13 protein-coding genes and 1 pseudogene are annotated in these 13,654 nt (G+C 42.9%); all 14 read left to right on the top strand.

Annotation, left to right across the window (positions count from 1 at the left end):
- Positions 1-8: 8 nt before the first annotated feature.
- The 14 genes and pseudogenes from R5H20_RS05900 (at position 9) to R5H20_RS05965 (ending at position 13,651) form a co-directional block, all read left to right on the top strand.
- Entirely contained in the window at positions 9-200 is a 192-nt protein-coding gene (locus R5H20_RS05900; RefSeq protein ID WP_048407273.1) for a DUF1056 family protein, read from the top strand.
- Positions 201-1,511 (top strand): phage portal protein, encoded by a 1,311-nt coding sequence (locus tag R5H20_RS05905; RefSeq protein ID WP_224254474.1) that lies wholly within the window; start codon positions 201-203, stop codon positions 1,509-1,511.
- Entirely contained in the window at positions 1,456-2,187 is a 732-nt protein-coding gene (locus R5H20_RS05910) for a head maturation protease, ClpP-related (RefSeq protein WP_224254475.1), read from the top strand. The genes R5H20_RS05905 and R5H20_RS05910 overlap by 56 nt, the downstream gene beginning before the upstream one ends.
- A gap of 38 nt (positions 2,188-2,225) precedes the next feature.
- Positions 2,226-3,509 (top strand): phage major capsid protein, encoded by a 1,284-nt coding sequence (locus tag R5H20_RS05915; RefSeq protein ID WP_224254476.1) that lies wholly within the window; start codon positions 2,226-2,228, stop codon positions 3,507-3,509.
- Positions 3,510-3,534: 25 nt separating this feature from the next.
- Positions 3,535-3,963 (top strand): collagen-like protein, encoded by a 429-nt coding sequence (locus R5H20_RS05920; protein WP_096892024.1) that lies wholly within the window; start codon positions 3,535-3,537, stop codon positions 3,961-3,963.
- Positions 3,964-3,983: 20 nt separating this feature from the next.
- Entirely contained in the window at positions 3,984-4,286 is a 303-nt protein-coding gene (locus R5H20_RS05925; RefSeq protein WP_048354907.1) for a head-tail connector protein, read from the top strand.
- On the top strand, positions 4,276-4,584 hold the full coding sequence (locus R5H20_RS05930) for a phage head closure protein (protein ID WP_096892026.1): 309 nt from the start codon (positions 4,276-4,278) through the stop codon (positions 4,582-4,584). Before R5H20_RS05925 ends, R5H20_RS05930 begins: the two co-directional genes overlap by 11 nt.
- A complete protein-coding gene (locus R5H20_RS05935) occupies positions 4,584-4,982 on the top strand; it encodes an HK97-gp10 family putative phage morphogenesis protein (RefSeq protein ID WP_096892028.1) in 399 nt (132 codons plus the stop codon). The genes R5H20_RS05930 and R5H20_RS05935 overlap by 1 nt, the downstream gene beginning before the upstream one ends.
- Positions 4,979-5,362: a hypothetical protein gene (locus R5H20_RS05940; protein ID WP_224254477.1), complete on the top strand. Its 384-nt coding sequence runs from the start codon at positions 4,979-4,981 to the stop codon at positions 5,360-5,362. The genes R5H20_RS05935 and R5H20_RS05940 overlap by 4 nt, the downstream gene beginning before the upstream one ends.
- A 14-nt stretch (positions 5,363-5,376) precedes the next feature.
- On the top strand, positions 5,377-5,994 hold the full coding sequence (locus tag R5H20_RS05945) for a major tail protein (RefSeq protein ID WP_224254478.1): 618 nt from the start codon (positions 5,377-5,379) through the stop codon (positions 5,992-5,994).
- Between the two features lie 56 nt (positions 5,995-6,050).
- Positions 6,051-6,416 carry a phage tail assembly chaperone G gene (gene gpG / locus R5H20_RS05950; protein WP_006637252.1) on the top strand — a complete coding sequence of 122 codons (366 nt, stop codon included), beginning with the start codon at positions 6,051-6,053 and terminating at the stop codon, positions 6,414-6,416.
- A gap of 208 nt (positions 6,417-6,624) precedes the next feature.
- Positions 6,625-11,090 (top strand): annotated as a pseudogene (locus R5H20_RS05955) (phage tail tape measure protein).
- Complete coding sequence (locus R5H20_RS05960; RefSeq protein ID WP_006637254.1) at positions 11,090-11,926, top strand: phage tail family protein; 837 nt, start codon at positions 11,090-11,092, stop codon at positions 11,924-11,926. Before R5H20_RS05955 ends, R5H20_RS05960 begins: the two are co-directional and overlap by 1 nt.
- A gap of 12 nt (positions 11,927-11,938) precedes the next feature.
- Positions 11,939-13,651, top strand: a complete 1,713-nt coding sequence (locus R5H20_RS05965; protein WP_224254481.1) for a glucosaminidase domain-containing protein — start codon at positions 11,939-11,941, stop codon at positions 13,649-13,651.
- The last annotated feature ends 3 nt before the right edge of the window (positions 13,652-13,654 follow it).

A 13,654-nucleotide genomic window follows, 5' to 3' on the forward strand; every position in this document is an offset into this window, starting at 1 on the left:
GTGAGAACTTGAAAATTTTAAAAGCCTTACAGCTATTTTTAGAAGATACTTTGCTTATTGCAGGCATGGTATTCATTTCAATAGCCATATACCGAATAAACGTAAACGCGGGTTTAATTGCAACCGGTGTTTTTTTATTTTCGCTTGCGAGCTTGGTAGGGTTCGCTCGTCAAAAAAATAAGGATGGGGGAGGGAAATAGATGCTATTAAGCCGTTTAAAGAGCGGGATAAAAAATGAAATTGCTGAAGAGGATAGCGGTTCCCTTCTCCATCCAGCTACGTGGTTTAGAAATATTTTTGCTGGATCTGAAAGCTCATCTGGTGAAAGGGTATCAACTAAAACGGCCGTTCTTCATCCGGATGTATATGCCTGTGTGATTGTTTTGGCGGACGATATTGCCAAACTTCCGATCAAACTTTTTCAGAACAAAAATGGCAACATACAACAGGTTCAAAATAGTGTTAGCAATATCATTCTGAACAAAGTCAATGACTATATGACAAGCTTTGTGTGGAAGCGGCTTTTGGTTACAAGGCTTTGCACTTGGGGAAACAGCTACAACCTTTTACTTTTTGATAAAGACGGGAATGTGACGGGGATCAGACCATTGGATCCGGAAGCAACCAACACAAATATTGATCCCAATAACGGACGTGTTTGGTACTCCACAACGATTGACGGCAGATACCGTGAGTTTTTTTATGAAGAGGTGCTGCATTTTAAAAACCTGTCTCTTGACGGAATTGTGGGGCAAACTCCGATTTCAGTTATTCGGGACAATATAGGGTCAAATAGAGCTGCCACAAAATTCAACGCGAAATTTTACAAGAATGGCGGTGCACCGTTCGGTGTTGTTAAAGCGCCGACCCTTTTAGACCGAAAAAGTAAACAAATTCTTAGAGAAGACTGGGAGCGGGTGAATGCGGGGCAGTCTATTGCAGTTTTAGACGCCGGGCTTGATTATTCACAGGTAACCATGCCTATGAAAGATGCCCAATTTATTGAATCGATGAAATGGAATCGCCAACAGATTGCATCGATTTACAAGGTGCCACCGCATAAAATAGGTGAACTGGACCGGGCGACATTTTCAAATATAGAGCAGCAGTCCTTAGATTATGTCAAAACCACTTTACAGCCAATCGTCACAAATATTGAACAAGAGTTGAACGATAAGATTTTGACAGAGAATCAGCGAAACAATGGCTATTACTTTAAATTTAACCTGGAATCGGAGCTCCGTGGGGACAGTAAATCACGTGCTGAATTTTATAAAACGATGCAAAGCGTAGGCGCCTTTAGCGTCAATACTATTCTTCAAAAAGAGGACATGACAGGCATCGGAGAGATCGGCGATGAGCATTATGGAAACTTAAATCTTGTTCCCCTTTCAATTATGAAAGAATATCAGCTTAACAAGACGAAACGGTCTTCAGATCGACTGAAAGGGGGTGATGGCAACGGAACAGAGGAAGAAAAACAAGTATTGGAACATGAAGGTTCTGAATGATTCGACTGCTGAAATCACACTTTACGGTTCTATTACCGGCGAAGGATGGTTTAGCGAGAGTTCGTCCAAGGCCTTTCAGTCTGAATTGAAAAGTTTAGGGGACGTGAGCTCTATTGATTTGTACATCAATTCGCCAGGCGGAGATGTTTTCGAGGGGCAGGCTATTCATTCGATGCTCCAGCGTCATAAAGCCAAAATCAAAGTCTATGTGGATGCGCTGGCCGGAAGTATCGCTTCCGTCATTGCAATGGCCGGCGATAAAATCACGATGCCAAGTAATGCCATGATGATGATTCACAACCCATACATGGGGATGGTCGGGAATGCCGCGGAATTCCGGAAGGCAGCCGATGATCTGGACAAGATTACTGAAAGTATCGTTTCCACATATCTTGCGAAAGCAGGCGACAAACTGGATGACGGGACTTTACGTCAGCTGCTGGATGAGGAAACCTGGCTCACTGCCGATGAAGCTTTAAATTATGGCTTGATCGATGTGGTTTCAGAATCAAAGGATGTAGCAGCCTGCATTGATCATCAGGTGCTTGCACATTTTAAACATGTTCCAGGCAAAATTGTTGCTCAATCTGCTGCTGGAAATCCGGCTGAAGAAACAAGCCCGAATGAAATACTAAAACAAAAGATCAATATGAAACTTGAACTCTTAAATCTTTAAGGGTTCTTTTTTATGCCATTTTTAAGGAGGATAAGCATTTGAAACAGAAAGAACTTTTGAAACTCGATATTCAATTTTTCGCCGGGGGCGGAATGTCTAAACAAGAACGAGCATTACGTCAGGCTTTGGCAGAAAAGCGTACGGAAATTGAAGCATTGACCGATGAGGGAAAACTTGATGAAGCCAAAAAACTACTTGCAGAAGCTCAGCAAATTAAAGATCAAATTCAGACATATGAGGATTTACGAAACATGCAGGTTTCATATGCACAGGAAGAGCCGCAGCAAGATCCAGAGGCAAAGAACCCGCAACAGCCAACGGATGATATCGCCAAAACAGATGCGAAAAACCATGTTCAGCTTTTTGCATCTGCCCTTAGAACAGGCAAAGTACCACAGCCTCTTGCCGCGATGAAAGAAGGTGTGGATGAGGACGGCGGGCTTATTGTACCGCAGGATATCTCCACGAAAATAAATGAAAAACGACGTCAATTTGATACGTTGGCAAATCTCGTCGATGTCATTCCGGTATCAACAAACAAAGGGTCAAGGGTTCTTGAAAAACTAGCGGATATCACCCCGTTAGTAAATCTTGAGGAATTAGCGGATATTGAAGAATTAGAGAACCCTAAATTTGAAAACATTAAATATAGCATTAAAGACTATGCCGGGATTTTGGTTCTTTCTAATGATTTGCTTGCAGATACACAAGAAGCGCTTTTGCAGTACCTTTCTAATTGGCTTGCCAAAAAGTCGGCCGTGACCCGCAATACGTTGATTCTTAATCAATTAGGAACACTTGCAAAAACCACAGTATCGAAGCAGGACGACATTAAAGACATTCTCAATGTCAAACTTGATCCGGCTATTAATGCCACGACTAAAGTTGTCACGAACCAATCAGGATTTAACGTGTTAGATAAACTGAAAGACGCTTTCGGCCGTTACCTGCTTCAACCGAACCCTACTGATCCAACTAAAAAATTATTGTTCGGTAAGCCGGTATCCGTCATTTCTGATAAGTATTTGCCAAACGGCGGTACAAAAACGACTCCAAAATATCCATTAATCATTGGAGACCTTAAAGAAGCTGTCAAACTCTTTGATCGTCAGCAATATTCCATTTTAACGACAAATGTCGGTGGTAAAGCATTCTACCGTAACTCTACAGATATGCGAATCATTGAACGTGAGGACGTTGTACTTTGGGACACGGATGCTGTTGTTTACGCGGAATTTGCATCTATTAAAGACGCTGTTCCCGACAATGAAACTCCAAGTACCGGCGACACAGAAGATAAATCAGTTGACGTAGGAAAATAAAAAAAATTGAAAAGGATGATGAGATATGGCAGATCAATTTCTGAACCAAAGTAACGGAGTCTATACTTCTGCAGAGGACGACGGTACAGGAAAGCCGGTAACACCGGTTTATTTGAAAGGCAACAGCGAGGATAATCCTTTGTACATTAAGGGTATGCAGGGGGAAACTGGGCCGCAGGGACCTCAAGGGCCAAAAGGGGACAAAGGAGATACTGGCCCACAAGGTCCACAGGGAGAGCCAGGACCCCAAGGACCGAAAGGTGACAAAGGTGATCCGGCTGTCATTGAAGAAAAAAGTATCACTCATGAAATGCTTGGTGACAATATTGTCAGAAGTAACAATGTCGGAACCGGCAGCATCATGATGGTTAACTTAAACAGTGAAGTAAAGGCCATTTTAGACGGTTTACAAAAGCAAATTGATGAATTAAAAGGTGGCGGAACATCTAGCTAACGAAGGATAGGTGATGCCCTATGACTGAAATGGAACAAAAAGAGCTTGAAGAGGCGAAAAAATTCCTCCGGGTTGATGGTGATCTGGAGGATGATTTAATCCTTGGGTTTATCGCTTCTGCAAAAGAATACATTACAGCTGCAACCGGGTTGAAATTTCCTAACAATTCAGCGCGGGCTGATATGTGTGTAAAGGCTTTTGTTACGCATTGGTATGAAAATCGGGAAGTGGCCGGCACGACTTCAAATCTTGATGGGGTGCTTACGATGATGATCAATCAATTAAAATATACGGTTCCGGAGACTGATTCTAATGCTGAATGACATGCGGTATCGAATCAAGTTTCAAGAGAAAAAAGAAGGCGGCCGTCTCCCTGTGGAAGGTGACTATGAAACGGTCGTTGAATGCTGGGCAAAAGCCGAAGGGTTAAAAGGCCGAGAATATTACGCGGCGGCCGCGGTGCAGAAGGAGAGGACAGTAAAATTCACGATCCGACACCGCGAGGATATCGATGAACATATGCGGATCCTTTTTCAGAATCAAGCGTATGTGATTGAATCTATCATCCCGAACTATTCTCGGAAAAATTTCACCACGATTAGGGCAAAGGCGGTGGAATAATGAAGATCGAAATGGAAATGCAGGGCTTTAAAGAATTGGATTCATATTTAGCTTCTCTTGCAAGAAAGGATGAAGCGATAAATAAAGCTGCTGTAAAAGCCGGGGGTGCGGTCCTTGCCAAAGAAATTGACAAAAATGCGCCCAGATCAGACATTGGCGGCAATCACCCTCATATTGACGAAGATATTATTGTTGGAAACCGGACACGCAAGGATCCCGACGGAGAAATATATGCGGTTGTCGGTCCTACAAAAGATACGAAGTTCCGTGTCCACTTGCCTGAATTCGGAACCATTCATCAGCCGGCTAACCCGTTCATTCAGCAGAGTATGCTAAGTGCCAATGATAGGATGCTTCAGGCGATGGCAACCGTTATAAAAAGAGGGTACAAGCTATGAATGTAGTGGAAAGAGCCCTACAACTAAAAAATAAAGTATTTGAAGCGCTGGAAACTGATCCGGCGCTTTTATTATTGGCTGATCCAGCAAACATTTTTGAACTTGCGGTGCCGATTGGCATCAAAAGCAAACCAGCTTATATCGTCGTACAGGAATTGGACTACAGAACTACCAAGTGGGCTGATGGAAAGCCGATCAAGGACAGCGCTGTCTATCAAATTGATGTATACAACGATTCATCCTGCGATCAGATTTTGGCTGCCGTTATAGGGGTCATGAATCGATTGGATTTTCAAACAGGAATTTTAATCAATGACTTTTTAAAAGATGAGGGTCTTATTCGGAAGGGACGCCGATTTGAGGCCAATATTTTAATATAATTGGAGGTTTTAGAATGCCTGAATACAGTTCAGTTACCGGATTGGAAGGCGTTAAATTTGCGCCTTTAAAAAAGGAAAATGGCTTTTATGTGGCTACAAAAATTATTGATTACCCTTACGCAATTAACGCGAAGGTCAATACGGATACATCAACAGAAAAGCAGTATGCAGACAACAAACTGGTGGATATGGCTGTCACGACTGGTTCTACAAAATTGGAGCTTGAAATGCGGGATCTGCCAATGGAAATCTTGGAGGAATTGTTTGGGATAAAAGAAACAGACGGGCTCTATATGTTCAAAAAGAATGTTATCGCGCCATGGGTTGCGATGTCTTTCTATGGACCAAAAGCGAACGGCAAGAATCGCCATGTAGGCTTAGTGAAAGGGCGTTTTTCCCTTCCGGATGATGAATGGAAAACAAAAGAAGAAAAGACAGACTTCCAAACAGTCAAACTTTCTGCTGAATTTATGGAGCGAGAACAGGATGACATCTATAAAGTATTGGCTGACGAGGATGCACCGAATTTTAGTCTGGACAAGTTTTATGAAAAAGTATTTGGTGCTGCCTATAAAAATCCAGATTCTGTTTCTGGTGATAAATCCAGCGTAGACATTGGCAAAACAGTATAAAGGGAAGCAGCGTGCTTCTCTTTTTTCATATCAAACAAAATAAAGGAGGAGTCAACATGGCTCAAAAACAAATTTCGGTGAAATTATGGTTTGAAAAAGAAGAAAAATATAAGACGTTTATTGCACCTCGTACTAATACAAAAACTTTGTATGAAGCTCTGGAGCTAGATGAGGCAGCCGCTAAAAATACCAACAGTATTAAGGAAGTGCTTAAGAGCCTTGAAGATCGTATGAAGTTCATTGTACGGGTATTCCGCAACCAATTTACTTTAGAGGAATTTCAAGAAGGTCTACAGTCTTTTGAAGTTTCAGACGAAGTAAGGCGAATCATGGGCGAAATTATGGGTTATGAGGAAGTTAAGGAGGAAGAAGATTTTTTGCCGGGAGTGGAAACGGAGGCCTTTCAGCAGAAAAAGGAATAGATCAGCTCAATGATATTTACGCTGCCCTTTTAAAACAGGGTTGGACCATGACTGAAATTGACGAGATGGATATTTACCATTACTTAGAAGTCTTGGCACATGAAAATAAACCTAAAGTTGTTCCAATTGATCAAGTGTTTTTCTAAGGCAGGCTAAGCAGCCGGTCTTTTTTCGTTGAGTTTATGCCAGGGAAGCGGGGTGGATACATATGGCGCAACCTATCGGAAATATGATCGTTAAAGTAGGCCTTGATGATACCGGTTTTAACCGAGGAATTGAGGGCTTAAAGCGGCAAATGCGTTTAGCAAATTCTGAAATGAAAGCCTCCAGTGCTATTTATAAAGCGGCGGGCAATCAATCTAAATTTCTCCAATCCCAAGTAGAAGGTCTCAATAGCAAATATCGTATCCAGGGCCGATTAGTCGAAGAGCATCGAGCCAAATACGAGAAATTAGCAAAAGAAAAAGGGATCGACAATCGAGAGACCCAAATACAAGGCCGCAGGCTGAATGATGCTATTGCAGTTCACCAAAGCCTTGGAAACGAACTGCAACGTGTAACAAGAGAATTTGAAAACACGACAAACAGCACCCGTCGCGCTTCGGGTGTTTTTTCTGTGTTCAGACGAGATTCAGGGAAAGTATCTGAAGGGCTAAACGCTGTTTACCATTCTGCTTCTAAGGTTGGAACAGCCCTTTCGGCTGTTGGCGCAGCGGGAACGCTGGGGATTGGAGTAAGTGTAAAAGCCGCAGCTGATTTTGAAAAAGCTATGAGCCGTGTTGGTGCTTTAGCGAATGCCACAAACGACCAAATGGCTAAACTGACGGAAACGGCGCGTCATTTGGGTGCAACAACTCAGTTTACTGATGGAGAAGTTGCCGAAGGAATGCAGTACCTTGCGATGGCCGGGTATAAAACGAATCAAATCATTGGAGCTATGCCTGGTCTTCTCGCGACTGCCGCAGCCGGACAAACAGACCTTGGTGTTACAGCTGACATCGTTTCTGATATCTTGACGGAATTTCATATCAAAGCTGAAGATACAAACCGCGTTGCGGATGCCATGACGTATACGTTCACCAACTCAAACGCCACGCTTCAAGAGATCGGTCAAACGATGAAATATGCGGCTCCGGCAGCAAAAACGGCCGGACTCAGCATGGAAGAATTAGCGGCGGCAACAGGTATCTTGGCAAACAGCGGGATTAAGGCTGATATGGCAGGAACGGCTTTGCGGGCTACACTTACTCGCCTATCATCTCCGCCAAAACAAGCCGGAAATGCGATCCATGAATTAGGTTTGCAAGTAACTGATTCCACAGGGAAATTGCGTCCGCTTTCGGATATAATCGGCCAGATCAATGAGAAAACAAAAAATTATACCGAAACTGAAAAAATCCGTATTGCTAAACAGTTGGCAGGGCAGCACGCTCTTTCTGGATTTATTACTTTAATGCACGCAGGAAAAGACAAGCTCCAAGATTTCACCAAAGAAATTGAAAACAGCGGGGGCGCTGCGGACAGAGTAGCCAAAAAGCAAATGGATAACCTGGCCGGATCCATGGAATATCTGAAATCTGCTGTGAACAACGCTCTTATCACTTTGGGGAATCAGTTTCTCCCTGTGATTCGTGCAACCACTGACGGTCTAACAAAATTCGTTACCTGGTTCGATTCATTACCCCCTTCCGTTGCGAGTACCATTGCGATTACTGGCGGAGCGGTAACTGTGTTTTCGCTTTTAGGTGGGGCGTTTTTATTGATTTTAGGTTCTCTGCCAAAGGTGGCAGCAGGCTGGAACATGCTGCGGACTGCCGGAAGCTATTTAACAGGCAGTGTAAATCGGGCTTCAGCAAGCCTCAGCACTTATTCCACAGAAGCTATTGCGGCGGGAGCAGCTTCCAGGACAGCGGCTGCAGGAATGAACACGACCTCCACGGCGGCGGCTGTAGCGTCTACAAGGATGGAACGTTTCCATCAATCAACCGCGGTCGCAACAACGAGAGTAGGACGGCTTGAGCAGTCATCTAGTAGAAGTACAAGAGCTATGCGGGGGCTGGGCGGTGCTTCACGTGTTGCCGGGCTTGGTCTAAGTTTATTTGGCGGCCCCGTCGGGACAATCGCCGGCCTTATTCTTTCGTTTGCACCTGAGCTCTTAAAATTCGGCGGAAATATTTTAAAGGTCGGGGCCAATGCAATTAAAGGCGCTGGCGGCTTCATGAAATTAGCGAAAAGTGGTTTTGGCCTTTTCAACATTCTCAAAAAAGGAGCGGGAGTTGTCGGCCTCTTACGTGGCGCATTGAGTTTGTTAGGTAGTCCTATTGGCCTTGCTATTACAGGTGTAACGCTTCTTACGGAAGCAGGTATGAACTATTATGACAACCTGAAGAAAAGGGTTCTTCCATCGACTATTGACTTTGGTAAAGGGGTTTCGAAGTCTACTGCAAAAGCTGTGAATGCTTATGAAGATATGAATACAAAAGTCACGGCTAAGCTTGAATATCTCCGTATAACCAATGCAAAAATCACCAAGAAAATAGCGGACGATGTCGCAACACAGTTTACAGCGATGGGAGAGTCTTTGAAAAATGGATTCCAAACGAGCACTGATTCAGCCACCAAGGTATTAAAGGAGTTTTTTGCGTCCAATGAGGAAATATCAGATAAATACGCGGCTAAGATTCTAAATAAAATTGGGGATGGAAACCAAAAGAAACAAAAGAAAATACAAGGATATGTGGATCGTGTAAATGAGATTTATCGAAACGCCGCAAAAGAACATCGTAAGCTTACAGATAAAGAAAATGAAGAAGTTACTAAAATTCAAGGGAAGATGCTCTCCCAAATGGAGACAGCACTTACCCGTAGTAAAGGTGAACAAACGAAAATTTCTAGAAAGTTGAAGGAAGAGTCTTCTAATCTTTCCGCCAAACAGGCAGCCGCTGTTGTGAAAAACAGCAACAAAGCAAAAGAAAAAACAATTAAAGCTGCCGAAAAGCAGCGCGACGCTGTTATTAACGCTGCTGATGATCAGTATTATGTAAAAAGAGTAATTTCAAAGAAACAGCACGATGACATTGTTGAGAAAGCTAGAAGCCAAACCGAAAAAACAATTGAACAAGCAAAAGAGACACATAAAGGCGTAGTCGAGGAGGCAAAACTTCAAGCTGCCGGCCTCTTGATCAGGTTGATATTGAAACAGGTGATATCCTTGATGAATGGGATCGTCACCTAATTGATTTAGCAGGGGTAATAAATCAGATCACCGGCTATATTAATAAAGTTCTTGAATTTCTGCACGCGCCAACGATTCCGGAGTGGAAACCCAAAGGCTATCAAGATACTTCTAAAATGCAAGTTGCACCTGGTGTCGCTTATGCAAAAGGAACAGACTTTCACCCTGGAGGGAAAGCGCTTGTCGGTGAAGAAGGATGGGAGTTGGCCCATACACCAGGCATAGGAACTTATGTTGTAGGGGCAGGCGGCCCGCAAATTTGGGATCTCCCACGAGGCACCTCCGTACTACCGCATGACCAGTCAAAAAAATTAGCAGCCACAGGGTTACCAGGATATGCAGGAGGGGTTGGCGACTTTTTCAAAAAAGCGATTGACGGCTCTAAAAAAATGGTCAATGGGGCTGTATCATTCGGAAAAAGCGTTGTAAATAAAGTCGGGGATGTCAGCTCAACCGCAATGGACTTGATTACAAAGGGTCCCGGCAACTTAATCAAAAAACTGTTTAGTGGGCTGATCCCCTACAAAACTGGAAAAGGCATTGACTCGTTAGGGACCGGTATACTCAAGACATTGAAGGATGGGGCAGCTCAATTCCTGAAAGGTGTCATGCCGGATCCAGGTACATTTAAAGGAGCCGGCGGAACAAAAGCTGTAAACCAATGGGTGACTGAAGCAGTCGGCATCGCGGGTGTGCCGATTTCATGGATCCCGGGGCTTGTTACTATCGCCATGAAAGAAAGTGGCGGTAATCCTAACGCCATCAATTTATGGGATTCTAATGCGAAAGCTGGGCACCCTTCACAAGGGCTGATGCAGACGATTCCGAGCACGTTCAACGCGAATAAGTTTCCTGGACATAATAACATTTTGAATCCGATCGATAATATCCTGGCTGCCATTAACTATATCAAACGACGATATGGTGACATAAACAATCATCCGGGGTTAAAATCGATGGCACGAGGCGGCGGATATGTTGGATATGCAAAAGGCGGTATTTCGCCTGGCCGTGGTGGATCAAAATGGGCGATCTTAAATGAACGCGGGTATGATGAAACGACCATCACAGAGGATCCATCTTATCGGGAGCGCAATATTGGGCTATGGGCCCGTGTTGGTAGAAAGCTTGGCGTACTTCCGGATTTGCAGGATGGAATGATTTCAAAAGCGCTCCTCCTGCTTCAAAAAGTTTCGGAAAAGCCTGCACAGGAATTGGCCTCGCCTAAAGACTTTTCTGTAGACATCAGCCGTGTTGTGCAGAACCAAGAAAAACAGATCAGTATGATGGCAAAACAAATTGATTTTCTAAATAAAAATGTGCAGCTCTTGCAACAGATCCTATTAAAAGATAACAACACTTATCTTGATGGGAAGAAAATCGATCAATCATCCGGGGATCGGTATACTCGAACTTCATACTTGAATGGGGTGAGATAGTGGAATTGTACATTGACTATGATAATGGTTTAGGGGAGCAGAGTTTAAGCAGCCTGCTTCCTTTTTTTGAACCTTTAAGTTTTACACCTGAGTCACCAGGCATTGAGCGTGAAACAACAAATATCCCGAGAATAAATGGAGTCGTTTTGCCGCAGCATCCCCGTGACGTCAAATATACAGAAAGAAAAATATCAGTTGAAATCTATCTGAATTCAGTCATTGCCGAAAATTTTTATCAGTATCGGCGGGAACTATACGCGGTTTTGGTTAAACCGTTCCCTTACTATATTTCAACCGACTTGTTGCCAAATCTCCGTTTTCGTGTCACATGTGATGGGAATTTCAGTATTCCAAAAGAAAAAGAAAAAAATCATGTTTCTTTTACTGTGGAATTTAACAACTACACTGGTTTAGCGGAGTCAAAATTCACTTCTTTAACAAAACAGAATTTTCACGGAGAATACTGGAGCCCAGGGATGAATATTCAGATGCACGACAACCTGGAATATGTGTTTAAAAATCGAAAAAGATTTCAGGTTTACAATACGGGGGATGCTTTTATCAATCCCATGCAGCATGACTACAATGTGACCTTACGGGCTTCAGGTAAAAACGTGACGATCATCAACCATACAAATGGGGAGAGGCTGAAAATTGAACAGGAGTTGAAAAAATCACAGCCTGTCACTTTTATCAAACAGTATACCGTGATCAATAATAAGCCGGTTAAAACCTCCGGCAGGCTCCCGGGGCTTGATATAGGGAGCAATGATTTTGAAATACAAAATACTGATGATTTTGAAATCACTTTTGATACACGATTCTACTACGCATAAGGAGCAAGTGAAATGGCAAGATCAGATTTTATAAAAGAGATTGCACCAGACGCGCAGAAGATATATAAAAAGTATGATATTCTCGCGTCTCTCATTATTGCTCAGGCCTGTTTAGAGAGCGCATGGGGGACAAGCGGGCTCGCTCAGAAAGGAAAAAATCTATTCGGAATTAAGGGGACTTATAACGGGCAATATGTTCTCATGTGGACGACTGAATACGATCGGAAAGGGAATGCGACCCGGGTACAAGCCAAATTCCGCAAGTACCCATCCTGGTATGCTTCTCTGCAAGATTTAGCCAAACTTTATGTTAACGGAACAAGCTGGGATCCCGACCATTATAAAGCCATAGTAGGTGAAAAAGATTACAAGAAAGCAACAGCAGCCCTTGTAAAAGCCGGTTATGCTACAGACCCGGCTTATGCGACGAAGTTAAACAATCTAATTGAAACGTATAATCTTACACAATATGATTCTGTGGACGATATTCCTATTGATCCTGATCAACCTGACACACCGATACCGGAGCCGGAATTTCCGAGTAAGGAGTATGACGGCAAAGACATCACACTCAATCAGAGTTTGCCTTCAGATGTTGATTTTCCACAGCTGCATGTTTCAACGAAGGATGGTAAAAGTGTTGTTGAAATAACCGGGGTTTCCGTTGATCTGACGGACGATACGACAGGTAAGAAGAGTTTTACCTTCACGATCACAAAAACGCAGGAGAACGGCACAGAATTCGATTTATTGGTGAACGACAACATACTTTATCTGGATGAGAAAAAATTCAATCATCAAAAATACTATATTACGGATGTAGAAGTAAGGCAGGAAAATAATATCCTTACAAAAACCGTCACAGCAGCTCATATTTTTTCTGTTCTGCTGATCAATAATTACGTGAATGATACCGTAACCAAGAAATTAAAGCTTAGAGAAGCGCTGGATATTGCCTTGAAAGATACAGATTTCAAATATATTCTGAAGGCGCCAGAGAGCGAGTTTCCAAGCGCTGATCAGGAGAATTTTGGCGATAAAAACTCTACGGAATTGATGGATGAAATTATTGAAGATTATGGGCTTGAAATAGATGTCGATAATTACAAAATCTACGTCTATAAAAAGATGGGAATCCGCATTGATTTTACTCTGGATTCCCGTTATAACATGCCAGGCATTACAATTAAAACAAGTTCCCAAAATAGTACCACACGAGCCTGGGGATACGGTGCCTTAAAAGAAGGCAGCAATAGTACTGACAAGGATCCAAAATATGAATTTGAGCCTATTTTATATGTTCACCCTGATGAAGAGAAATTCTTAATTGAAGGAAAGCCGCGGTGGGCTGAACCGATAAAAGATGAAACAATAAAAAAATCCAGCCGCATGGTTTCTGCTCTGAAAAAGCATGTGAACCCTTATCCGGAAATGACGATCGAAGCTGATTTTCAAAAAATCTATGAGCCAAAACTTTTAGAAATTGAACAAGACTTCTGGAAAGGCGACACAATTCATGTCTTGGCTGATACAGCGGAAGGCATTACATTTGAAGATGATGTAAGGCTGATTTCAATTCAGTACAATCCATTGGATCCATACAGCAGCCCGCAGCTGACATTTGCAAATTTCCGAAAAGACATTCAGGACATCAATGTTGACCAGGCAAAAAGGTTGAGGAATCAAAAAAGATATATCGATCAGTTGTTCAGAACGCTCAGATAAGCG

Origin of the sequence: Bacillus sp. KICET-3 (assembly GCF_033261025.1) — a bacterium.
Classification (GTDB): domain Bacteria; phylum Bacillota; class Bacilli; order Bacillales; family Bacillaceae; genus Bacillus; species Bacillus sonorensis.

Bases quoted from the DNA above. Each gene is read 5' to 3' on its own strand.
- R5H20_RS05905 (WP_224254474.1), top strand. From the start codon at position 201: ATGCTATTAAGCCGTTTAAAGAGCGGGATAAAAAATGAAATTGCTGAA.
- R5H20_RS05910 (WP_224254475.1), top strand. From the start codon at position 1,456: ATGGCAACGGAACAGAGGAAGAAAAACAAGTATTGGAACATGAAGGTT.
- R5H20_RS05920 (WP_096892024.1), top strand. From the start codon at position 3,535: ATGGCAGATCAATTTCTGAACCAAAGTAACGGAGTCTATACTTCTGCA.
- R5H20_RS05925 (WP_048354907.1), top strand. From the start codon at position 3,984: ATGACTGAAATGGAACAAAAAGAGCTTGAAGAGGCGAAAAAATTCCTC.
- R5H20_RS05930 (WP_096892026.1), top strand. From the start codon at position 4,276: ATGCTGAATGACATGCGGTATCGAATCAAGTTTCAAGAGAAAAAAGAA.
- R5H20_RS05935 (WP_096892028.1), top strand. From the start codon at position 4,584: ATGAAGATCGAAATGGAAATGCAGGGCTTTAAAGAATTGGATTCATAT.
- R5H20_RS05940 (WP_224254477.1), top strand. From the start codon at position 4,979: ATGAATGTAGTGGAAAGAGCCCTACAACTAAAAAATAAAGTATTTGAA.
- R5H20_RS05945 (WP_224254478.1), top strand. From the start codon at position 5,377: ATGCCTGAATACAGTTCAGTTACCGGATTGGAAGGCGTTAAATTTGCG.
- gpG (WP_006637252.1), top strand. From the start codon at position 6,051: ATGGCTCAAAAACAAATTTCGGTGAAATTATGGTTTGAAAAAGAAGAA.
- R5H20_RS05965 (WP_224254481.1), top strand. From the start codon at position 11,939: ATGGCAAGATCAGATTTTATAAAAGAGATTGCACCAGACGCGCAGAAG.